Source organism: Arthrobacter sp. B2060, assembly GCF_059090445.1.
In genome coordinates this window covers 71,814-92,725 of record NZ_JBNHFR010000011.1, presented here as the reverse complement: position 1 = coordinate 92,725, position 20,912 = coordinate 71,814, and the positions used below count along the sequence as shown (strand labels likewise).

At 65.8% G+C, this 20,912-nt stretch carries 18 protein-coding genes; 7 read left to right on the top strand and 11 right to left on the bottom strand.

What is annotated here, in order from left to right:
- Positions 1-6 precede the first annotated feature (6 nt).
- The 6 genes from AC5RUM_RS17615 to catA all read right to left on the bottom strand — a co-directional run bounded on the left by AC5RUM_RS17615 (position 7) and on the right by catA (position 5,472).
- Positions 7-525, bottom strand: a complete 519-nt coding sequence (locus tag AC5RUM_RS17615) for a MarR family winged helix-turn-helix transcriptional regulator (protein WP_494036165.1) — start codon at positions 523-525, stop codon at positions 7-9.
- Positions 522-1,163, bottom strand: coding sequence for a DUF3618 domain-containing protein (locus AC5RUM_RS17610; protein WP_494036164.1), 642 nt, complete (start codon positions 1,161-1,163; stop codon positions 522-524). Before AC5RUM_RS17610 ends, AC5RUM_RS17615 begins: the two co-directional genes overlap by 4 nt.
- Entirely contained in the window at positions 1,160-1,591 is a 432-nt protein-coding gene (locus AC5RUM_RS17605) for a phage holin family protein (protein ID WP_494036163.1), read from the bottom strand. Before AC5RUM_RS17605 ends, AC5RUM_RS17610 begins: the two co-directional genes overlap by 4 nt.
- Entirely contained in the window at positions 1,588-2,421 is an 834-nt protein-coding gene (locus AC5RUM_RS17600; protein ID WP_494036162.1) for a hypothetical protein, read from the bottom strand. Before AC5RUM_RS17600 ends, AC5RUM_RS17605 begins: the two co-directional genes overlap by 4 nt.
- A 764-nt stretch (positions 2,422-3,185) precedes the next feature.
- Positions 3,186-4,409: a benzoate/H(+) symporter BenE family transporter gene (locus AC5RUM_RS17595; RefSeq protein WP_494036161.1), complete on the bottom strand. Its 1,224-nt coding sequence runs from the start codon at positions 4,407-4,409 to the stop codon at positions 3,186-3,188.
- A gap of 178 nt (positions 4,410-4,587) precedes the next feature.
- Positions 4,588-5,472, bottom strand: coding sequence for a catechol 1,2-dioxygenase (gene catA, locus AC5RUM_RS17590; RefSeq protein WP_494036160.1), 885 nt, complete (start codon positions 5,470-5,472; stop codon positions 4,588-4,590).
- A 328-nt stretch (positions 5,473-5,800) separates the two neighbouring features.
- Here catA and benA point away from each other — a divergent pair, with 328 nt between their 5' ends.
- The 5 genes from benA to AC5RUM_RS17565 all read left to right on the top strand — a co-directional run bounded on the left by benA (position 5,801) and on the right by AC5RUM_RS17565 (position 13,197).
- Positions 5,801-7,186 (top strand): benzoate 1,2-dioxygenase large subunit, encoded by a 1,386-nt coding sequence (gene benA / locus AC5RUM_RS17585; protein ID WP_494036159.1) that lies wholly within the window; start codon positions 5,801-5,803, stop codon positions 7,184-7,186.
- A 66-nt stretch (positions 7,187-7,252) separates the two neighbouring features.
- Positions 7,253-7,789, top strand: a complete 537-nt coding sequence (gene benB, locus AC5RUM_RS17580; protein ID WP_494036158.1) for a benzoate 1,2-dioxygenase small subunit — start codon at positions 7,253-7,255, stop codon at positions 7,787-7,789.
- A 123-nt stretch (positions 7,790-7,912) separates the two neighbouring features.
- Complete coding sequence (gene benC / locus AC5RUM_RS17575) at positions 7,913-9,484, top strand: benzoate 1,2-dioxygenase electron transfer component BenC (RefSeq protein WP_494036157.1); 1,572 nt, start codon at positions 7,913-7,915, stop codon at positions 9,482-9,484.
- Positions 9,484-10,311: a 1,6-dihydroxycyclohexa-2,4-diene-1-carboxylate dehydrogenase gene (locus AC5RUM_RS17570; RefSeq protein ID WP_494036156.1), complete on the top strand. Its 828-nt coding sequence runs from the start codon at positions 9,484-9,486 to the stop codon at positions 10,309-10,311. Before benC ends, AC5RUM_RS17570 begins: the two co-directional genes overlap by 1 nt.
- A gap of 54 nt (positions 10,312-10,365) precedes the next feature.
- Positions 10,366-13,197: an AAA family ATPase gene (locus AC5RUM_RS17565; RefSeq protein ID WP_494036155.1), complete on the top strand. Its 2,832-nt coding sequence runs from the start codon at positions 10,366-10,368 to the stop codon at positions 13,195-13,197.
- Positions 13,198-13,216: 19 nt separating this feature from the next.
- On the opposite strand, the gene catC is transcribed toward AC5RUM_RS17565, so the two are convergent.
- The 4 genes from catC to AC5RUM_RS17545 form a co-directional block, all read right to left on the bottom strand.
- Positions 13,217-13,495, bottom strand: coding sequence for a muconolactone Delta-isomerase (gene catC / locus AC5RUM_RS17560; protein WP_494036154.1), 279 nt, complete (start codon positions 13,493-13,495; stop codon positions 13,217-13,219).
- A gap of 26 nt (positions 13,496-13,521) precedes the next feature.
- The gene (locus tag AC5RUM_RS17555) at positions 13,522-14,625 is read right to left on the bottom strand and encodes a mandelate racemase/muconate lactonizing enzyme family protein (protein ID WP_494036153.1); all 1,104 of its coding nucleotides are present in this window, start codon (positions 14,623-14,625) and stop codon (positions 13,522-13,524) included.
- The gene (locus tag AC5RUM_RS17550; protein WP_494036152.1) at positions 14,622-15,566 is read right to left on the bottom strand and encodes a LysR substrate-binding domain-containing protein; all 945 of its coding nucleotides are present in this window, start codon (positions 15,564-15,566) and stop codon (positions 14,622-14,624) included. The genes AC5RUM_RS17555 and AC5RUM_RS17550 overlap by 4 nt, the downstream gene beginning before the upstream one ends.
- 127 nt (positions 15,567-15,693) lie before the next feature.
- Positions 15,694-17,079 (bottom strand): MFS transporter, encoded by a 1,386-nt coding sequence (locus tag AC5RUM_RS17545; RefSeq protein WP_494036151.1) that lies wholly within the window; start codon positions 17,077-17,079, stop codon positions 15,694-15,696.
- Positions 17,080-17,407: 328 nt separating this feature from the next.
- Between AC5RUM_RS17545 and AC5RUM_RS17540 the strand changes: the two genes are divergently transcribed.
- Positions 17,408-18,106 carry a maleylpyruvate isomerase family mycothiol-dependent enzyme gene (locus tag AC5RUM_RS17540; RefSeq protein ID WP_494036150.1) on the top strand — a complete coding sequence of 233 codons (699 nt, stop codon included), beginning with the start codon at positions 17,408-17,410 and terminating at the stop codon, positions 18,104-18,106.
- A gap of 282 nt (positions 18,107-18,388) precedes the next feature.
- On the opposite strand, the gene AC5RUM_RS17535 is transcribed toward AC5RUM_RS17540, so the two are convergent.
- Complete coding sequence (locus tag AC5RUM_RS17535; protein ID WP_494036149.1) at positions 18,389-19,708, bottom strand: MFS transporter; 1,320 nt, start codon at positions 19,706-19,708, stop codon at positions 18,389-18,391.
- 223 nt (positions 19,709-19,931) lie between these two features.
- On the opposite strand from AC5RUM_RS17535, the gene AC5RUM_RS17530 reads away from it, so the two are divergent.
- Positions 19,932-20,795, top strand: a complete 864-nt coding sequence (locus AC5RUM_RS17530) for an IclR family transcriptional regulator (RefSeq protein ID WP_494036148.1) — start codon at positions 19,932-19,934, stop codon at positions 20,793-20,795.
- Positions 20,796-20,912 lie beyond the last annotated feature (117 nt).

Here is a 20,912-nt window from a genome sequence, read left to right as displayed (position 1 = left end):
TGGTGGTTATGGGAACTGGTTTTGCGCTTCGTACTGCCTGAGCTCCTGGATGTGGAGTTCCAGCTGTCCGCGGAGCGTGTTCTCAGCCTCCGGGCCGGTATGCGGCAGAAGGTGCAGGAGATCTTCCGCGGCCTGCAGCGCCGACTCGCCGCGCTCGGTGAGCCGGATGTCGGCGTTCCGGCGGTCATCGCCGCGTTCCTTGGCGAGGAGGCCTGCAGCGTGAAGGCGCCGGACCGTGCTGCCCAGGCTTTGTTTGCTGATGCAGAGCAGCGATGCCAGGTCTGAGAGGTTGGCCGGTTGCAGGTCGGCGACGGCCTCCAGCACGTCGAGGGCGCTCTTGGTCAGCCCCAGTTGCGTGAGGTGTCGGTTGATCCACCGCTCGTCCAGACGTGCGGCAATGCTCAGAAGCCGGTGTATCGGCCAGTCATCCGGGCCCGCCGAACGGGCAAGCCCTTGGCCGGGGTGTTCCCTGCGCCGCCCCGCCGGATCGGGGGGCGGCGCGGGGACCTGGTCCCGGCTGTTCACGTGTTCTGGACGTGGTCCTTGGCGTCCGTGGCGCTGGACTTGACGTCAGAAACTGCGGTTTGGCCTTCGTCTTTGACGTTACTGACGGCGTCGGTGGCGGTGGCCTTGACGTTTTCCATGGCTTCCTGGGCGGGTTCCTTCATACCCTGGGCCATGTCCTTGGCTGCGTCGGTGAGCTGAGTGGTGACGGGTTCGGCCGCGCTCTTGAGCGCTTGGGCTGCTTCGCGTTCCTTCTGGCTGGGCGGGATCAGGGAGGACACGAGCAGCCCTGCGCCGAAGGCGATCAGGCCTGCAGCCAGGGGGTTACCCTGGGCCTTTGCAGCCGCTTGATGCGGTGCGTCAACGATCGCGGATCCTGCGTCACTGAGGGTGGACCCGATCGTGGATCCGGCATCACCCACGGTGGAGCCTGCGCTGCCGGTGGCGGAGGAGACCTTGGACGTCGCGGTGTCCGCTGCTCCCATGACTTTCTCCTTCACGCCGAAGACGGCGTTCCTAACCTTGTCCTTTGCCTTCTCGGTCTGGCGGTTGACGATGTTGGAGGGTGTGACCTTGTCCGCCACGGCGTCCACGTTCGTGCCCAAGCGGGCGCGGGTTTCTTCGATGTCGGCGCGGATAGCGTCCGGGTTCTCGCTCATCGGTTCTCTCCATTGGGTTTGAGGGTGGGTGGGATTTCCTGGAGTGTTTCTGCGGTCTGGGGCATGCCCTTGATCTTGTTGAGTTCCTTGCGGCCAATCGAGGCCAGGACCGCGGCGATGATGCCCCAGATCACCGCGACGACGACGGCGGACCAGCCCAAGCCGATCAGCTCGCCCAGTGCGTACCAGAGCGCGACGGACAGGAACAGAAGCACGAAGTGGCCGGCTACGCCGGCGCCGGCAAGCATGCCGCCGCCCTTGCCGGCCCTCGTGGCCGACTGCTTCGCTTCGGCCTTGGCCAGCTCCAGTTCCTGGCGCATCAGGGTGGACAAGTCCCGGGTGACGTCACCCAGCAGCTCGCCAAGGGAATTGGTGTCCGCCTTGGCATGCGCGGCCGTGGGAGGAGGCTCCGGTATCTGGCTGCTCACAGGTGGCGCCCTTCACCCTCTGCATAAGGGTCCTCAACATCGCGCAGCGGCACCCCTGCAGTGGAACTCCCCGGAAGGGTCTGTGCCCGGGCCCCGCCCGTGCCTTGGACCGTGGGTTCGCCGTACGCGGTTTCCCCGTAGGCGGGCAAACCGGTGGCTGTTCCTTCGTAGAACGGCTCACCCGCCCCCGAGGCGATGGTGCTCTCAGGAGCCAGGGTACGGGCCGCCTGCGGTGCAGCGGCGCCGCCTGCCGCTTCCGTGGCTGACGGGGCACCGGCCTGAAGACTGCGGCCCAGCCGTCCGGCGAGCAGACCGGCACCGGCCGCGATCAGCAGGAACGCTCCTGGCCGCTGGCGGGCAAAAGACCTAACCTCATCCAGCAGCGCACCCGGGTTCCTGTTCTCCAGCCAGGACGCGACGGATTCGGAACGGTCTGCGGCCTGGCGGATCAGATCGGACGCGACACCCTGCTGCTCAGGAGACTCGGCCATCGTGCGCAGCTGCGAGGAGACCGTGCGGATCCCTTCGGCGGCCTTCTGCTGCTGAGCCCCCGCCTGGTCCGTCATGCCCGTCTTCGCCTGGTGCAGAAGATCCTTGGCGCTGCTCTTCGCCTCGGAGGCGACGTTCGCCACTTCGGCCTTGGCAGTCTCGGCCACGCCCTGGGCTGCACCTGCTGCCTTCCCGGCCACGTTCGACGCTTCTTCTTTCGCAGCATCCTTCTTGGTGGTGGCCCCACCCTCCGCCGCGGATGAGGTCGCTGTTCCAGCGCTGCCGTAAGGGTCAGCCGCGTAGGGATCAGATGTCTGCGGCCATTGGTTCTCGGTCATCATTGATCTCTTTCCTGTTCAGGGGTAGCTGCTGTTGATGAACCAGCACGCTGGATAATAGTAAGCATGATTACTATTGAATAGTAAGTACCCTTCCTAATTACTATCGGAAGTTCTCAATGACGGACTGCGATGGAGCGGGACTCTCACGCTGTGAAGGGCGGCGGGACTTCGCTAGCAAAAATGGCCACAAAAGAGGGTGTGCACAATGTGCACACCCGGGGCTTCGGATTCGGTTGTACCGGCATCGGACCGGGCCGGATTGGCTATGTTTTCGGGGCAGTGGCGGTTTTTCAAGGGTTGGCACCCGGTTCGAGTCCCACCTCGGGCACCGTGTTTCAGGAGGTCAGAGGCTTTTTCTTCGCTGAGTGTTGACAAAGCTTGACGCAGTCCTGCTTCTTTGATCAAAGGCTCCTTCAGCTGCTTGTGAAGTTGCATCAGTGACGTGCGGGCAGAAGCACGCGGGCTCGCTCGGGGGCACCGGTGTCTGCTACCGAGTTCTTACGAGAATCGCCAGCCACGCACGAACCCGTACGACTCCACGAGAATTAAGGCGATAACGTCATCGCGCTAGTTCAGCCGGCGAGACGTCGCATATCGCAAGCTTTCGAGACGACTCCTGGGGTGAAGCCCTTGAGGTGCCTTCACCGGGTAGTTTCGGGAGAGCCTGCAAAAAATGTGCGCGCAGGAATCCTGCGCCGGGACGGGCCAGTTGTGGCGCCGCTGGGGGCAATTACCTGGCTTCGTAAGAACTCACCGGTCCGCTTTTACGATCCTGCATGGTCCGGACGCTCCAGCAGCCGTGAAGCGGCGTATCCGATGACCAGGCCCCAGAAGGCCGCGTGGATGTTGAACAGATCCAGGCCGGAGATGGTCACCACGAAGGTCACTAGCGGGCCCAGGGTGTAGGTGGTGGAGAACGCGGTCACGAACGCCTGCTGGAGTGCCCGCAGCATCGCGATTCCGCCCAGGACCAGGACGAATTCCTTGGGCATGGCCAGCATCAGCCGGGTCAGGGCGGGAGCCAGCGCGGCGCAGGCCAGTGCGAGGCAGCCGTAGGTCACCGCTGCGGTGTACTGGCGATCTTTGGCTCCCGAGGACGTCAACAGGGCGTTGGTGGGGCCGGTCACGCAGGCCGATATGGCACCTAAGCCGGCGTTCAGTACGGAGAACGCGCCGGACGCAATCGCAAAAACGTTGACGGGCGGTCGGTGCCCGGCGGCGCGGAGCACGGCGATGCCCTGGCCGTTCTGGACGAACAGCACTGTCAGTGCCAAGGGAACCACGAGCTCCAGTTGCGCGGCCCAGGTGAACACGGGAGGGGTGAAGACCGGGGCGGCCAGGAGCGGTCCCGGCCCGCCGGGAACGAATTGCCCGCTGACGGCCACGGCCAGGCATCCTGCCACCAGCGTGCCGAGGACCGGGGGAAGGAACTTTCCCAGGGCCGGAACGGCGGTCAGGAGGAGGAAGGCGCCCACCATAGGGGCGGCAATGGCGGGATTGGCCTGGCTTGAGGAAACGATGTCCGTGCCGAAGCGGAGGAAGACGGCGGCAACCATGGCCATGACGATCGGCATGGGAATTGTGGCCATGAGCCGCCGGACCACCCCGGTTGCGCCCAGGGCCAGGATGAGCAGGCCGGCCGTGAGGAACGTGCCCACCACTTCCGGGAAGGACAGATGCTGCAGCGATGGCCCCAGCAGCACCGTGCCGGGAATGGACCAGGCAAACCCCAGCGGCTGCCGGTAGAGGAGCGACATGATGAGCGTCGCGGCGCCGCCGGAAAACAGGATGCCGAAAACCCACGAGGCGAGCTGGTCCTGGGTCAGCCCGCCGGCCGCGCCTACGGCCAGGGTGACGGCGATGGGCCCTGATGCGGTGAAGACCAGTCCGATGGCGCCGTTGGACAGGTAGGGCAGGTCCACGTCGCGAAGGAACCGGCGAGGTCCGGCCGGACGGTGCCCGGGCCGTTCCAGGAGCGGTTGCTGCACTGGCGCGGGCGTCGGCGCCGTTGTGGTCTGGGAATGGATTGGGGCTGGGTCCTGGCGGGAACTGGGCATCCTGGCTCCTGGCTGCGTGGGTAGAAAAGGCAGGCGCCCCGGGGTTACGCTCCGGGGCGCCTGGCGTTGTCGGGCTCAAGCCCGGCATCAGACAAGAAGGGGCAAGGACCTACTTGGTCTGGCCTTCCTTGGCGAGGATGTAGTTGTAGACAACTTCCTCGCCGATTCCGCCGTCCGTCCGCGGTCGGGGGTCGAGCATCAGTTCGGGCTTGACGGCCGATGCGATGTCGTCCGCGTTGTGCGGGTCGCCCGGGAAGTAGAGCTGCTGGGTGACGGGCTGGTAGCCGGGTGCCGACACCTTGATGTGGATGTGGGCCGGACGCCAGGCGTGCCAGCCGGCGGCCTCGATGAGCTGGCCGCAGGCGCCGTCGGTGGGAATCTGGTACGGCGCGGGGCGCATCGTGTTGATCTCGAAGCGGCCCTGGTCATCTGCCTTGACCGTGGCGCGGAAGAGCCATTCGGGCAGGCCCGGCGCGTACTGGGAGTAGAAGCCGGCGGCGTCAGCGTGCCAGATCTCCACCTGCGCGTTTTGGAGGGCGTTGCCGTTGGTGTCCGTGAACTGGCCGGTGAAACGCAGGGGGGTGCCCTCTTCGCCGTCGCGCATGTGGACGGTTGCCGGCGTAGGAAGCTCAGGGGACCCGGGCACGTAGTAGGGCCCCTCGATGGTGCCCTTGGTGCCGGGGCGCTCCTGGGAGTTGACGTCCTCAACCGTGTGCTCAAGCCACACGTCCAGGAACAGCGGCCACTCGCCGTCGGTACCCACCTTGATCAGCCACGCCTTCAGCGCGTTGTACTCCTCGTAGGTGACCTGGTGCTCAACGACGATGTCGTTGGCGGCCTTGATGAGGGCCCCGGCCAGCAGGCTCACGCGTTCCTTGGGCACGTGCAGTTCCGAGAGCTTGCCGGAGGCGGTGAAGCGCTCGGTGGCCTTCGAGCCAGCCTCAACGGCAGTGCCCTCGTTCTCGTTCCGGGTATTCACTCGGGTCTCAGTCATGGCGGTCTCCACCTTCGTCTTTGAATAGGGGCCAGGAAGGTCTCCTGCACCCGCCGCGGGACGCTGGCGCAGGTAACCTGCTGCCACGCGGCATCGCGTGATGTCTGTCTCATCGTAGGTCGCCAGATAAGGACGCTACAAATATCGATAATGCCCGTTTTCGGTCATTATCGATACATAAAGACACCCTTGGTCGACCCTAGGTGTTTGCCTGATGTGAGTCGAGTCACGAGCGGGAAGAATTGCCTCTAACGTCCGCCGCTGGCACCGATGCCCCGGCCGGACCTCCCGCCCATCCGTCCAGCAATCTCCAATGAAGGAGCACGCCATGACCGAGAACCTGATCCATGCCCGCGAGGTCCTTGCCGACGCCGTAATCGATGACCGTGAGAACGGCATCATCCGGGCCAAACGCGAGATCTTCACCGACCAGGAGATCTTCGAACTCGAGATGAAGCACATCTTCGAAGGCAACTGGGTTTACCTCGCCCACGAGTCGCAGATCCCCAACGTGGGTGATTACTTCACCACGTACATCGGCCGCACCCCGGTGATGATCACCAGGGACAAGGACGAGAAGCTGAACTGCATCGTCAACGCCTGTTCGCACCGCGGCGCCATGCTGTGCCGCCGCAAGACGGACAACCGGACCACCTTCACCTGCCCGTTCCACGGCTGGACGTTCAAGAACTCCGGCGAGCTGCTGAAGGTCAAGGATTCCCGGAACGCCGGCTACCCCGAGACCTTCAACAAGGAAGGCTCGCACGACCTCACCAAGGTGGCCCGCTTCGAGTCCTACCGCGGCTTCCTGTTCGGCTCGCTGAAGGCTGACGTACTCCCGCTCGAGGAGCATCTGGGCGACGCCACCAAGGTGATCGACTCGATCGTTGACCAGTCACCCGAAGGCCTGGAGGTGCTGCGTGGTTCCTCCACCTACACCTATGACGGTAACTGGAAGGTCCAGGCCGAGAACGGCGCGGACGGCTACCACGTCACGGCCGTGCACTGGAACTATGCAGCCACTACCGCCCGCCGCGGCGCCGGTGACTCCGCGAACACGACCAAGGCCATGGATGCCGGCAAGTGGGGCAAGGTCAAGGGCGGCTTCTACTCCTACGACCACGGACACCTGCTCCTGTGGCAGGAATGGACCAACCCCGAGGACCGCCCGCTCTGGGACCGCCGCGACGAACTGGTCCAGAAGTACGGCGAGGAGATGGCCAACTTCATGATCAACATCTCGCGCAACCTTTGCCTGTACCCGAACGTCTACATCATGGACCAGTTCTCCTCCCAGATCCGCCACTTCCGGCCGATTTCCGCGGACCAGACCGAGGTGACGATCTACTGCATCGCACCCAAGGGCGAGTCCCAGGAGAACCGGTCCAAGCGCATCCGCCAGTACGAGGACTTCTTCAACGCCACCGGCATGGCCACGCCGGACGACCTGGAGGAATTCCGTTCCTGCAACAAGACCTACTGGGCCACCAGCGCCCCGTGGAACGACATGACCCGCGGCTCCACCCATGAGATCGCCGGCCCTGACGAGCAGGCCCAGGCCCTGGGCATGACCAGGGTGATTGCCTCCGGCGTGCGCACCGAAGACGAAGGGCTTTACCCCATCCAGCACGCGTACTGGAAGGAAGTCATGGACCGTGCCTTGGCGGAGCAAGAGGAGCGCTCCGCGCCGGATTCCGTCCCCGCCACCGCCTGACAGCGGCCGCGGGAACCAAAGACCACGGAACCAGAGCCCACCGGAACCACAGAGAGCGCAGAACCCATGAGCAACCTGACCCAAACCGCCCCGGTCCTGAAGACCGCGGAGGAGATCGCAACCCTCGAGACCATCCGGGCGTTCCTTTACCGGGAAGCCCGCCTGCTGGATGACCGCCAGTTCGATGAATGGCTTGAGTGCTACCACCCGGACTCCGAATTCTGGATGCCGGCGTGGGACGTCGACGACCAGCTGACGCAGGATCCCCAGAACGAGATCTCCCTCATCTACTACGACAACCGCGGCGGCATCGAGGACCGGGTGTTCCGAATCAAGACCGACCGGTCTTCTGCCACCTCCCTTCCCGAGCCGCGCACGGGCCACAACATCACGGACATCGAGGTTTTGGCGGACGACGGCGGCCAGGTCCAGGTGCGCTTCAACTGGTTCACCCTCTACTTCCGCTACAACACGACCGACACATATTTCGGCACCAGCTTCTACACGATCGACCTTTCCGGCCCGGAGCCGGTGATCCTGAAGAAGAAAGTGGTCCTGAAGAACGACTACATCCACCACGTGGTGGACGTCTACATGATTTGATCTGCCCGAACCGGCGCCCGGCAGTTACCGGGCGCCGCGCGGCAGGTCCCACACCCGCGCCCGCCGGGCACGCAGAACTTTTCCCGGGCCGCGATGGCGCGCCCACCCAGTCAGGAGGACCCTATGGGCCACAAAGTAGCCCTCAGCTTCGAGGACGGCGTCACCAAAGTCATTAAGGTCGGCGACTACGAGACCGTCATGGACGCGGCCTACAAGGCGCGCATCAACATCCCGTCGGACTGCCGCGACGGTGCCTGCGGCACCTGCAAGGCGTTCTGCGATTCCGGGTCCTTCGACCCGGGGGACTACATCGACGACGCCATGACCGAAGAGGAGCTCGAACAGGGCTACCTGCTGACCTGCCAGGCCGTCCCGGAATCCGACCTGGCCATCCAGATCCCGGCCACGTCGGAGTCGGCGAAGACGGCCGCGGCCACCTTCACTTCCACCATCAAGGAGCTCAACCGGCACACTGACACCACGGTGTCCTTCACCCTCGAGGTGGACAACCGGGACGCGCTGGCCTTCCTTCCCGGCCAGTACGTCAACCTCAAGGTCCCCGGAACCGATGCCGAGCGCTCCTACTCCTTCAGCAGCGGCCCCGAGGTCCAGGACGCGTCCTTCATGGTGCGCGTGACCCCGCAGGGCGCCATGTCAGAGTACCTGCGCGACCGCGCAGCAGTGGGCGACTCCATCGACTTCACCGGCCCCTACGGATCGTTCTTCCTACGCGAGCCGAAGCGGCCCCTGCTGCTCCTGGCCGGCGGCACCGGCCTGGCCCCGCTCCTGTCCATCCTGGAAAAGCTCTCCGAAAACCCGCCGTCCACCGCGGTCCACCTGATTTACGGGCTCACCCGCGAGGCGGACATCGTGGGCCTCGACTGGTTGCGGGCCTACGAAGCGAAGCTGCCCGGCTTCACCTGGGACTACATTGCCTCCGAGCCCGGCACGTCCGCCCCGCACACCGGCTACGTCACGCAGATCATCGAACCCGCGCACCTCAACGAAGGCGACGTGGACATCTACCTCTGCGGCCCGCCCCCCATGGTCAACGCCGTCTCCAAGTGGCTGGACACCGAAGGCATCCAGCCCGCCAACTTCTACTTCGAACGGTTCGCGCCGAAGGAGACCACCGGAGGCGACGCCGAAACGGGCGCCCCGGCGCCGGCTGAAAGGATCCAGGCCGAAGGCGACACGATGAGCCGCGGCGAGGCAGTGTCCTCCCTGGAGACCGGCCGGCTGGATTTCCGCAAGGAGGACAGCTTCGCCCAGCTCGACGCACGCATGGGCCTGGAGCTTGCCGTCAGCGAACTGTTGCTGGGCCGGCTCACCGAGGAGCAGCTCCGCCAGTTCCGCCGGCTCGCCGAAGCCACCACCGGCTCGGTTGCAGGCGGGAACATCACCGACCCCGAGGAGTTCGCGCGTACCAACGAGGAATTCCATGAGTACCTCTTCATGATCTGCGACAACCCGATGCTCCTGGAGTCCTACCGCCGCCTGGACGTGCACGCCCAGATGGCCGCGGCATTCGAAGCCGGAACGGCGATCTTCGAGCGCGTCACCCAGGACCACCTGGACATCGTGGACGCCTTCGAACGCAGCGATAAGGACCGCCTCCGCGCGGTCATCACCGCGCACGCCCACGACGCGAAGGACACCATGGCCGGGGCCATCGACGCCAAGGCCGCCCGCTGATGGCGGGGCCGTACGCCGGGCAATTCGTGACGCCTGGCAGGTTCGGCGGCAAGGTCGCCGTCGTCACCGGTGCCGCCCAGGGGATCGGGCAGAAGGTGGCCGAACGCATCGGTGCCGAAGGCGGGACAGTGGTCCTGGTGGACCGTGCGGAACTGGTCCACGACGTGGCTCGCGGCATCGAAGAGGCCGCCAACGCGTCGGGCTCCGGCGGCTCGGCCACTTCCGTCACCGCGGACCTTGAGACCTTTGCCGGCGCCACCCAGGCGGTCAAGGCGGCGCTCGCGGCCTACGGACGCGTGGACGTGCTGGTCAACAACGTGGGCGGCACCATCTGGGCACGCCCCTACGAGGAATACGACGAGGAGAAGATCGAGAAGGAAATCCGCCGTTCGCTCTTCCCCACCCTCTGGAGTTGCCGGGCGGTGCTGCCGGTGATGCTCGAGCAGGGGTCGGGGACCATCGTCAACGTTTCCTCGGTGGCCACCCGCGGCATGCACCGCGTCCCCTACGCCGCGGCAAAGGGCGGCGTTAACGCCCTGACCCAGGCGTTGGCCATGGAGGTGGCCGGTCGCGGCATCCGTGTGGTTGCCACCGCGCCGGGCGGCACCGAGGCGCCTCCGCGGAAGGTCAAGCGCGGGCCGGAAGCCCAATCCGCCACCGAGAAGGCCTGGTACCAGGTGATCGTGGACCAGACCGTGGAGTCGTCCTTCATGAAGCGCTACGGAACCCTGGACGAGCAGGCCGCGCCCATCGTCTTTCTCGCCTCCGACGAAGCGTCCTACCTCACCGGCAGCATCCTCCCGGTGGCCGGCGGGGACCTGGGGTAGCCCGTGGACCCCCGCCGGAAGGGGCGGGCAGGCCGCTCGGGTAGACTTGCGGCCATGACTGCGGGGTCCGCCCAGGGCGATATCGGTGCGGATTCGCCGCTGGTGGGCCGCGATGCGGTGTTCGAGGAGCTCCTGGAAATCCTCCGCACGGTCCGCAAGGGCAAGGTGGCCACCGTGGTCCTCACCGGCCCCTCGGGTTGCGGAAAAACCGCCGTGCTGGAGTCCTTCCTTGAGCATTGCCGTACGGGCGCCCGCGGGGTCCGCATCCTTTCGGCCATGGGTGATGAGTGGGAAGCGCAGTTTGCCCTCGCCGGCTACTCCCAGCTCATGCTCACCTCGCCGCTGCGTTCGGCAAAGGCGTACGACGGCGGCCCGCACCTTCCGGCTGGGCCCGTCGCCGCGCTGAGCGCGGACCAAGTGGTCAACTACGCGTCCACCCTCAGCACCCACCTCGAAGGGCTGCAGTCGCACGGAAGCGTGGTGGTCGCCGTCGACGACGTCCACAAACTGGACGTGGAGAGCCTGCGTATCCTCACGTTCGTCATCCGCCGACTGCACGGCAAGCGGATTCTTTTCCTGCTGACGCTCAATCCCGCCGAGGCGCCCCGCATCCCCGCCGGCGTCCTGGACTTCCTGACCGGGCACCAAGTGGAGCGGATCCCCATGGAACCGCTGACCGCGCAGCAGGTCCAGGAAGTAGCCCGACGTTTCCACGGCATTGACCTCAGCGTCACGGCGGCCCACGGGCTGGTCCGGCACACGGGCGGCCTGCCGCGGCCCGTTGTGGAGTTGCTGCGCGAACTGCCCCCGGAGACCTGGCTGACCTGGTTCCCCTCGCTGCCGCCCACGTCCAGACTCCGGGCCAGGGTGCGCAGCGTCCTGGACGCCGCCTCGCCCGGACTCGTTGCCGTCGCGGAGGCCGCGTCCGTGCTGGGGCGCAGCGCCGGACTGGCGGAAGTGGCCGCGGTCAGCGGGGTGGCGTCTGTCCTCGAAGCCCTGGACGAAGGCCACCGCGCCGGCCTCCTTGGGCTGTCCGTGGACCAGGCGCGCTCCGCCGTCGTCTTCGTTGAGCCCGGCACCGCCGAGGCGATTTACGAGCAGATTGTTCCCAGCCGCCGCATCGCGCTGCACCGGCTGGCCGCCGACGCCGTGGAGCCGGAAGGCGAGAAACTGGGGCACCGGGTTTCGGCAACGCCGGCCGCGGACCAGTCGCTGGCCGAAGAACTCGAGGATTTCGCCAACCGTCAGGCCGCCGTGGGGGCATGGCAGGACGTGGCAACGGCGCTGTTTTCCGCTTCCCGGCTTTCATTGGACATCCGGGCCCGCAACGACAGGCTCCTGCGCGCAGTGGACGCGCTGGTGGGGGCCGGAAACGTAGCCGAGGCCCAGACCTGGTCCGCAGCCGTTGACGCCCTGCCGCCCTCGCCGCTGCGCTCCTCCGTGCTGGGCTACCTGTCCACGGTGTCGGGCCAGAACGACAGCGCGCAAAGCCAGTTGGAAATGGCGTGGCGCACCAGCAACCCGGAGCGCGAACCGAAGGCCGCCGCCCAGGTAGCACAGCGTTTCGTCCTGCACGGGGTGGCATCCTGGGACGGGCCGATGATCACCGGCTGGGCGGAGCGTGCGATGGCCCTGACCGAGCCCGGGACGCCGGCGCACGTCGAGTCGGAAGCCATCTACGGCTTGGGCCTGTACGCGCGGGGCCGGCTGGGGGAGGCGGAGGCATCCTACCAGCGGGCGTTCGCGCACGCCGCCGAGAACGCGCAGAAGCAGCGGGTGCAGATGGGAGCTGGCTGGCTGGCGCTGCGGATGGACAACGTGGAAGCGGCCCTGGTGAACTTCGAGTCCGCCGCCCCCACCGAGTACCGCGGCGGATCCCTGCGGATCTCCCTGTGGGCCGAAGCGTGGCTGGCCCGCACCCATCTGGTGCTGGGGAACTGGGATGCCGCGGCGGCCACTATCGCCCGCTCCAGTGTCCGCTTGGAAACCTCCCGGATGCCTCTGATCCGGCCCCTGCTGTACTGGACAGCCGCGGAGCTCTGGTCCATGCGCGGCGACTGGGACCGCGCCCGCTATTACGTCTCCCAGGCCGCGGTCCAGCCGGGAACCTACCGGGCCATGCAGGTGCCGGCCAGCCTGGCGCGGGCCCGGTTCCACGAGGCACGGGCTGATTATGAAAGCGCCCTCGCCGTGCTGCAGCCGCTGACCGAACTGGACCCGTGGACCGAGGACCGGGTGTCCTTCTGGCCCTGGCAGGACACGTACGTTAACGCCCTGGTGATGACTGATCAGCTGGACACCGCCGACGCTTTCCTGACCTCCTTCGAGGGGTTGCGGCGCGAACGCGAAGTCCCCTCCGACATGGCACGGATGGCTTGGGCGCGGGGCCGACTGCTGGCGGCCCAAGGGGATCCCGACGCTGCCAGGGAGCATTTCGAGGCCGCCTTGGGCCACCTCCGCGGGCTCAACCGGCCCTATCTGCGGGCCCGGATCAGTTTTGCTTTCGGGCAGAGCATGCGCCGCGCCGGCAAGCGGCGGCTGGCGTCTTCGGTGCTCCGTGCGGCACGGGACCTCTACGACTCACTGGGCGCGGCCACCTATGTGGAGCGCTGCGACAGGGAGCTCAAGGCGACCGGTCTCGACGTCGGAAATCTCCCTGACCCTGCCGATTCGGTACTCACCGCCGCCAGGGACCACCACGTCCAGCTCACCGCGCAGGAGCAGGCGGTGGCCGAACTCGTGGCCGGGGGTGCGACCAACAAGGAGGCGGCCCGGGCCCTGTTCCTCGCCGAGAAGACGGTGCAGTACCACCTCACGCGGCTCTACCGGAAGATGGGCATCCGGTCCCGCAGCGAGCTCGCCGCCGCGTTCCGGGCCAAGGACTGACCCGGAACGGCTGGCTCTCCTACTTAACGTCGGAGGGGTGCTTGGCCAGCGGCACCACCGAGATCTCCATGTACGGGAACAGCGGAAGGTTCTGCAGGATGTCGTGGAGTTCGTCGTTGGAATCCACGTCAAAGATCGAGTAGTTGGCGTATTCACCCACCACGCGCCAGATTTCCGGCCATTTCCCCGAGCGCTGCAGCTCCTGCGAGTAGTCCTTCTCCTTGGCCTTGATCTCAGCCGCCTCGGATGCGGGCAGGTCGGCGGGCAGTTTGACGTCCATGTGGACCAGGTACTTCACTGATTTTCCTTTCGTGGAAGGGTGGCTTAGCGGTCGCTACGGTAGCGTCCGAGCTTTTCCTCGTTGACCCCGCTGCCCACGCCGGGGCCCTCAGGGACGCGGATGCGCCCTTCGATGATCTGCAGGGGTTCGGCCAGCAGATCGTCCGCCATGTCCAGGTAGTTGGACAGTTCCGCGGCGCGCTTTGCAGTGTGGGCGAACGCAGCGCCGAACACCACCGAAGCCACCGTGCCCACCTGGGTGTCGATCTGGTTGCCGATGTACACATCGATGCCCATGCCCTCGGCCATCCCCACGATCTTGGCCGCCTCGGTAAATCCGGAGCGGGCCGTCTTGACGGCGAGCAGGTTGGCCCCGCCGTTGAGGATTTCCCGGGCGGCCTCGCCAAGGTTGGGGGCGGATTCGTCCGCGGCGATGGGGATGGGGGAGTTGGCAACGAGCCGACGGCGGCCCAGGACTTCGCGGGCGTCGTCCGGCTCCTCGAGGAACTGCAGGCCCAGGTCTGCGGTGCGGCGCAGCACCTCCGCGGCCTCATTCGCGGACCAGCCCCGGTTGGCGTCCATGTACAGTTCGGTGTCCCCGCCGAGGCCCTCGCGCAGCACGCGGGCCGCCTCGATGTCCAGGTGGAGGGGGTGCCGGCCGGTCTTGAGCTTGAACGTGTTGATGCCGTACGTCTCGCGGAACTCCAGTGCCAGGTCGAGCAGTTCCTGGGCCGGCTTGAAACCGAGCATGTGGGAGACCCGCAGCGAGTCGGTGTAGCCGCCCAGCAGCTTGGTCACCGGCTGCCCCAGTGTCTTGCCGATGACGTCCCACAGGGCGATATCGACGGCGCCCTTGGCGGTCTGGTTGTGGATGGTGCGGTAGAGGATCTCCTGGATCTTCTCCCGGTCAAAAATGTCGACGCCGATCAGTTGCGGAGCGAACACGTCCTGCACCACCGCGACGATGGACTTTTGCGTCTCACCATAGGTGTACGGGCGCGGCGGGGTGTCCGCGAGGCCCACCACGCCGTCGTCCGTACGGAGGCGGACCAGCACGTGGTCGGCCTCGTGGACGGAGCCGGAGGCGAAATGCAGCGGGTGGCGGTAGGGGATCGAGTAAGGAATCGCCTCAATGGCTGCGATTTTCATGACTGGGACAGCCTTTCATCAGTGGGAAGCGGGACGGGCCCGGAGGCTGGGTCGGGCAGCGGCTGTGCGGCTGTAGCGGCGCCGACGACGTCCAAAAAGTTCTGCAGCAGGGTGGAGTGGTTTCCGCGCAGCCAGGCGACAGCGAGTTCCACGGAAGGGACATTTTCGATCTCCCGGTAAGCAACGCCGTCGAGCTGGAAAGCCCGCACCCGGGACGGCATGACCGCCACCCCGCCGCCGGCGGCAACGAATGCCAGCATCGTGGAGGTCTCGCCAACAACTTGGGCGATGCGCGGTTGGAAGCCGGCCTGGCGGCACAGGTCGGAGGTGATGCGGTAGAGCACGGACTCGGGCGCATATGCGATGAAGTCCTGATCCTGCAGTTCATGCATCGCCACGGACCTGTCCTCCGCCAGCGCGCTGAATGAGGGAACCGCGACGACGAGCGGCTCCTGGGCGACGACGCGGTAGTCGATCTCCTGGGATGAGACGGGGGGACGCAGCAGTGCTGCGTCCAAGGTTCCGTCGCGGAGACCTGCTTCCATTGACGGGGTGAGCATCTCGCCGTGCAATGCCAGGGACAGGCCGGGAAGGACCTGCTTGGCAAGGCGTGCGATCTGGGGCATGACGCCGTAAGTTGCAGACCCTGAAAATCCCACCCGGAGGACACCGGTGGCGCCCTTGCCCACCTGGTATACATCCGCCTCCAGCGTCCCTATGTCGTTGACGATCTGCCGTCCCCGGTCAAGCAGGAGCTGCCCCGCGGCCGTGAGGTCCACGCGCCGGGTGGTGCGGTTGAGCAGTTGGACCCCCAGCTGCTCCTCGAGCTGGCGGATCTGCTGGGAGAGGGGCGGCTGGGCCATGTGGAGGCGCTTGGCCGCCCGGCCGAAATGCCGCTCTTCCGCCACCGCAATGAAGTAGTTCAGTTGCCGGATGTCCACTGTGGTGCCCTCTCATGCGCAATGCCAAGGGTCTGCCTTGGACGGGTATTGATTCAAAGAATAACCCTAAAAGGACTTACTAGTGCATTTTTTCGACTCAATGACGTCCAAGGCAGGCCGCTGCGCACTACTGAGGCTGCTTTGCCGTGACGTTGGGTTCGGTGCGGTGCCCGGCGATCTCCTCGACCTTGTGTTCGGCTTCCTCCAGCTTGCGCTGGTGCGGGACCAGGACCGTGACCAGGGCGCCAAAGAGGGCAACGCCGCCGTAGATGTAGAAGGCGGTGGAGCCGCCGATGCCCGCTGCCGCGAGCCAGCCCCCGATGATCGGGCCGAGTACGCCGCCCAGCCGGCCAACGCTGGCGCACCAGGCCACGCCGGCCGCGCGGGCGTTGGTGGTGAAGTAGTTGGACTGGAACCCATAGATCAGCACCTGGGTGCCCAGCGTTCCAACGCCGGCCACGGCAATGAACGTGAAGAGCATCGGCAGCGGGAAATTGAAGGTCATGAGGACCAGCGAAACGGTGGCAAGCCCGAAGGTTGTGGCGATGACCCGCTGCGGGCCGCTCTTGTCCGCCAGCCGGGAGGCGACCAGGCCGCCGGCGACCGCGCCAAGGTTCAGCGCCAGCGGGAAGAACAGGGAGTAGGTCCGGCCGTAGCCGTAGCCCTCCATGATCTTGGGGAGCCAGGTGTTTAGGCCGTAGGTGAGGAGGAGGCCGCAGAAGGACATGAGCCCCAGCAGGATGGAGGCCAGCGCGAACTGCCTGGAGAAGACCGCGGCGAACCCGGACTTCTGCGGCGCTGCGCCCGTGTCGAGGATGACGCGCTCTTCAAGCAGCGGGACGCCGGTGCGCTGCGCGGCGGCCAGGGCCTCCTCTTCCCGGCCGCGGGACAGCAGCCAGCGGGGGGACTCGGGGAGTTTGCGCCAGGCGATGGGGAGCAGGATGACCAGCGGCAGTGCGCCGATGATGAACAGGCCCCGCCAGCCGAGGCTCTCGTGGAACAGGATGCCCATGATGGAGGCAACCACTCCGCCTGCCGGGACGCCGGAGTACACGATGGCGTTGTAGAACTGGCGGCGTCCGGCGGGTGCAAATTCGGCCATGGTCGCGCCGGCGCTGGCGATGACAACGCCCAGGCCAAGGCCCGTGATGAACCGCATGGCGCCGAAGGCCGGCACGGTGGTGGTCAGTGCGGTGATGAACATGCCCACCGAGAACCAGGCGATGCCCAGGAGCATCAGCCGGCGGCGGCCGAAGAAGTCGCCCACGGCACCGCAGACCAGTGATCCCACCAGCACGCCGATGAGGGCCCAGGAGCCCAGGAGGCCGGCGGTGGCCACGTCGAACTTCCCGATCTGGGAGGGATCGGCGAGCAGCCCCGGCAGGACCGTGCCGTAGATGACCAGGTCGTAGCCATCGAACAGCAGGGCCGTGCAGATGATGAAGGCCACCCAATTGGCGGTGCGTTTTTCTTTTCCTGGATTTTCAGCGATAACGGCATGCGGTTGTGTCATGGTCCCCAAGTCCTCTCTGGGTGATGTTGGGGCGCTGGCATGCGACGTAAAGCTGGCATCCGCCCCGGGTTGCTTTCAGCCTGACAGAGGTGTGATCCAGGGCATATGAGGCAAATACCCGGGATCCGGCCCGGGGGGCATTAGGAGCGCAACGCTACCTAAAGACGCGCTTTAAGTAATAGATCCTATAAATCCCGCGTGGACGTGGGGCGTCTTCTGCCGCGTTCCCCTATCCACGTGGGGCGCCTATCAGTCCAGACGATATCCGTATGGAAGAGGGCCGCCCGAACGGTGGTGTTCCGAGGAAAACCGCGGATAGGCTGGCCGGATGATCAATACTGCCCGCCTGCACTCGGATCTGTCCCGCCTGGGCAGGGAAACCGACATGTTCCTGGCCACCGTCGCGTCCCTCTCCGATGCTGAGATGGCAGCTGCCTCACTGTGCGAGGGGTGGAGCCGGGCTGACGTCATCGCCCACGTAGCATCAAGCGGCCGAGCCTTGGTGAACCTCATCGACGGCGCTGTCTCCGGTGAGGAACGGGAGCTTTATGCCTCACACGAGGTCCGGTCCCAGGAAATTTCCGCCCTGGCCGCACTGCCACGCGAGGAGCTCCTGGAGGAACTGCGGGAGTCCGCACGGAACTTCGCGGAGCAGGCCAAGCGGCTTAACGCGGAGCTGGCTGCCCAGGACGTCAACGTGAACGGCAAGGTCATCCCTGCAACATCCATCGTTGCACTTCGCATCGCTGAAGTGGTGGTGCACCACCATGACCTGGACACCGCCTGGACCATCGAGGAAGCCGACCCTGATTCACTCTTGAACGCCATCGAAGCCGTGGTGCGTTCGCTGCGTGCCAAGGGTGCCCCGGGAATGACCCTGGTCACCGAAGAGCGGGATGAATGGGTGATTGGTGACGGCGCCCTACACGTTACGTCGGACCGGGAAGGCCTGCTCCAGTGGCTGGCACGGGGCGAGGCGGAGCACATCGAGGCCGAGGGCCCGGTGCCGGCACTGCCAGCTTGGTGAGCGGGACGAAGTACGAACAAATTGCCCCGGCGACGTACGAGAATTGCGGGGCCGGTCAGCTATTAGCGTGGGGCCTCGTAGTTCTTGATGTTGTGGCGTTGGAGAGTCCTATCGCTGGCCCGCTGGGAACCAACGGCCGCCCCTTTATCGCTAAAGGGGCGGGCCGCCGTCGTGACCTTCTTTGAAGCTAATCCGGCCGAATAGGCGGGGGACTCGCCGTGTCATGGGGCGTTTGGCAGGCAAACGGGGTCACGACGGCGGGACGCACCTGCGGCGGTCGGGTTACTTGAGGCCGAGCTGCTGGGTGGGAACCCTGAAAGTTTCCTTGGCTGTCATGGCGGAGACGGCCGCAACCGCGCAGATCACGGCGGTGAAGATGCTGATCTGGACCCAGCCGCCGGGCTTGATGCCGCCCATGGCAGCCACGATCGCCGGTGCGAAGCCTGCCATCAGGAAGCCCAGCTGGGTGCCGATGGCCAGGCCAGAGAACCGGACCTTGGTGCTGAACATCTCGGCGTAGAAGGACGGCCAGACCGCGTTCGAGGCCGCGTAGCCGCACGAGAAGAAGCCGATCGCCGCCAAGAACATCAGCGGCACGCTGCCCGACTCGAGGCTGAGCAGGAAGACCGGCGTGAGGACGGCGCTGGAAAGCGCGCCGTAGATGAAGACGGGCTTGCGGCCGATCTTGTCGGCGAGCCTGCCGAACAGCGGCTGCGTGCCCAGGGCCACGAGGTTGGCGCCGACAACAAGCCACAAGGTGGTGGTACCGTCCACGCCGGCGACGGTCTTGGCATAGCTGATGGCGAGCGTGCCGAACACGGTGGAGACGGCGGCAATGAAGGCGCAGCAGATGACGCGAAGGACGTCGCGCCAGTGTGTTTTGAGCAGGTCGGCGACGGGAAGCTTGGCGATCTGGGCCGATTTCTGCGCTTCCTCGAAGGCCGGGGGCTCGTGCAGGGTGCGCCGGATGAAGAACGCCACAACGACCACCACGGCGCTGAGCCAGAACGGAACGCGCCAGCCGATGCCGTACTTGATCTCGTCGGGCAGTGCGAGGACTGGGATGAAGACGAGGGCGGCGAGGATCTGCCCTCCCTGGGTGCCGGTGAGGGTCCAGGAGGTAAAGAAGGAACGGCGGTTGTCCGGAGCGTGCTCGAGCGTCATGGAGGAAGCTCCCGCCTGCTCGCCGGCAGCAGACAGCCCCTGGCAGAGGCGGGCAAGCACCAGCAGTGCCGGGGCCCACCAGCCGACAGTGTTGAAGTCAGGCAGGCAGCCGATCAGGAAGGTGGAGGCACCCATGAGCAGCAGGGTGAACATCAGGACCTTCCGCCGGCCCACGCGGTCGCCGAAGTGGCCCAGAATGACGGCGCCGACCGGACGTGCCACGTAGGCGAAGCCGAAGGTGGCGAAGGACATGATCGCGGCATTGGCGTCAGCATTCGGGAAGAAGACCGTGGGGAAGATCAGGGCGGCTGCGGAGCCGAAGATGAAGAAGTCGTAGTACTCGACTGCGCTGCCGAGGAAGCTGGCAAGGGCAGCTTTCTTTGGGGTCCCGGCCGGGGCAACAGCTTCCGGCGTGGTGGACGGGAGTATCTGGCTCATGGAGTTCCTTCAGTGTGACGACATTGTCGCGGATGTATCGGGAAGGCGCAGCCGCCGTCCATGGTTGGCGAAGGGCGGCTGGAGGTTCTTGAAGACCCGGACTCGTAGCCACATGGTGGAAGCTACTTGTGCGATACAGCAACTATGGCTGTGAGCGCAGTCACCTGTCAAGAAAGTTATTCACGATCTAGAAATAGCTCTCACATTGTGGCAACATCGACTTATGAGTGTGAAAGAAGCCACAGGCAGCGGCGCCCGAATCCAGTCCCCGCAAGAAGAATCGGCTGAAGGGCCGGACCTGAAGGGAAAGACGGCAAAATCCGCGAAGGACGACTCCCGGACTGACATGGTGGGCAAGGCCCTGGGGCTGCTCGTCCTGCTGGGGGACGAGCCGCGGGGCGCCAGCGCCTCCGAGCTTTCCCGCCGGGCGGAACTTCCCTTCAGCACCACCTATCGGCTTCTGGGATCGCTGACCCGCGACGGCTTCGTTGACTATGAGCCGGACGGCCGGCGCTACCATCTCGGCCTGCGGATTTTCCAGCTCGGCCAGCGGGTCTCCAATCACCACGGGTTTGCCGGGACCGCGCTGCCTATCCTGCGGCGCGTGACGGAGGAGACGCGGGAGGCCACGATCCTCTCCGTTCGGGACGGCTTCCACCACCTCACCGTAAACAAGGTGGACGGACCGCAGACCTTCCGCGTCACCAGTGACCCTGGCCATCTCGGTGCCCTCCACACCACCTCCGTAGGCAAGGCGCTGGTTGCCTTTGCCGAGGACTCCGAGCGGGAGAGGCTTCTGCAGGAGCTTCCGCTGGAGCCGCTGACCGCTGCCTCGATCACCGACCGCACCGAATTCCGTGCCGAAATCGACAAGGTCCGGCGCCAGGGTTATGCGGTCATGGACGAGGAAAACGAGCTCGGCATGCGCGCCGTGGCAGTGCCGGTCTTCAATTCCCAGGGTGTTGCCTTCGCCTCGCTGGCCACTGCCGTTCCGGTCTTCCGCCTCAGCCTGGAGGCGCTGGTGGCGCTCGTTCCGCTGCTGCAGGACGCTGCGGCGGAGCTGGCCGCCAGGTTGCCGCAGCGCTGATTTTGGTCTGTCATGTTCGTATCTCGAACAAGAGTGCATGATATGAACTTTTGTTGTACCGTAATTCCCATCACCTGGCCGTCCGGCGCGTTCCGCGTCCATGCAGGCCGTGTGCCG

What these genes read in the sequence shown, in the direction of transcription:
- AC5RUM_RS17610 (WP_494036164.1), bottom strand. Translation starts at nt 1,163, where the DNA reads ATGAGCGAGAACCCGGACGCTATCCGCGCCGACATCGAAGAAACCCGC.
- AC5RUM_RS17600 (WP_494036162.1), bottom strand. Translation starts at nt 2,421, where the DNA reads ATGATGACCGAGAACCAATGGCCGCAGACATCTGATCCCTACGCGGCT.
- catA (WP_494036160.1), bottom strand. Translation starts at nt 5,472, where the DNA reads ATGACTGAGACCCGAGTGAATACCCGGAACGAGAACGAGGGCACTGCC.
- benA (WP_494036159.1), top strand. Translation starts at nt 5,801, where the DNA reads ATGACCGAGAACCTGATCCATGCCCGCGAGGTCCTTGCCGACGCCGTA.
- benB (WP_494036158.1), top strand. Translation starts at nt 7,253, where the DNA reads ATGAGCAACCTGACCCAAACCGCCCCGGTCCTGAAGACCGCGGAGGAG.
- benC (WP_494036157.1), top strand. Translation starts at nt 7,913, where the DNA reads ATGGGCCACAAAGTAGCCCTCAGCTTCGAGGACGGCGTCACCAAAGTC.
- AC5RUM_RS17570 (WP_494036156.1), top strand. Translation starts at nt 9,484, where the DNA reads ATGGCGGGGCCGTACGCCGGGCAATTCGTGACGCCTGGCAGGTTCGGC.
- AC5RUM_RS17565 (WP_494036155.1), top strand. Translation starts at nt 10,366, where the DNA reads ATGACTGCGGGGTCCGCCCAGGGCGATATCGGTGCGGATTCGCCGCTG.
- AC5RUM_RS17555 (WP_494036153.1), bottom strand. Translation starts at nt 14,625, where the DNA reads ATGAAAATCGCAGCCATTGAGGCGATTCCTTACTCGATCCCCTACCGC.
- AC5RUM_RS17545 (WP_494036151.1), bottom strand. Translation starts at nt 17,079, where the DNA reads ATGACACAACCGCATGCCGTTATCGCTGAAAATCCAGGAAAAGAAAAA.
- AC5RUM_RS17540 (WP_494036150.1), top strand. Translation starts at nt 17,408, where the DNA reads ATGATCAATACTGCCCGCCTGCACTCGGATCTGTCCCGCCTGGGCAGG.
- AC5RUM_RS17535 (WP_494036149.1), bottom strand. Translation starts at nt 19,708, where the DNA reads ATGAGCCAGATACTCCCGTCCACCACGCCGGAAGCTGTTGCCCCGGCC.
- AC5RUM_RS17530 (WP_494036148.1), top strand. Translation starts at nt 19,932, where the DNA reads ATGAGTGTGAAAGAAGCCACAGGCAGCGGCGCCCGAATCCAGTCCCCG.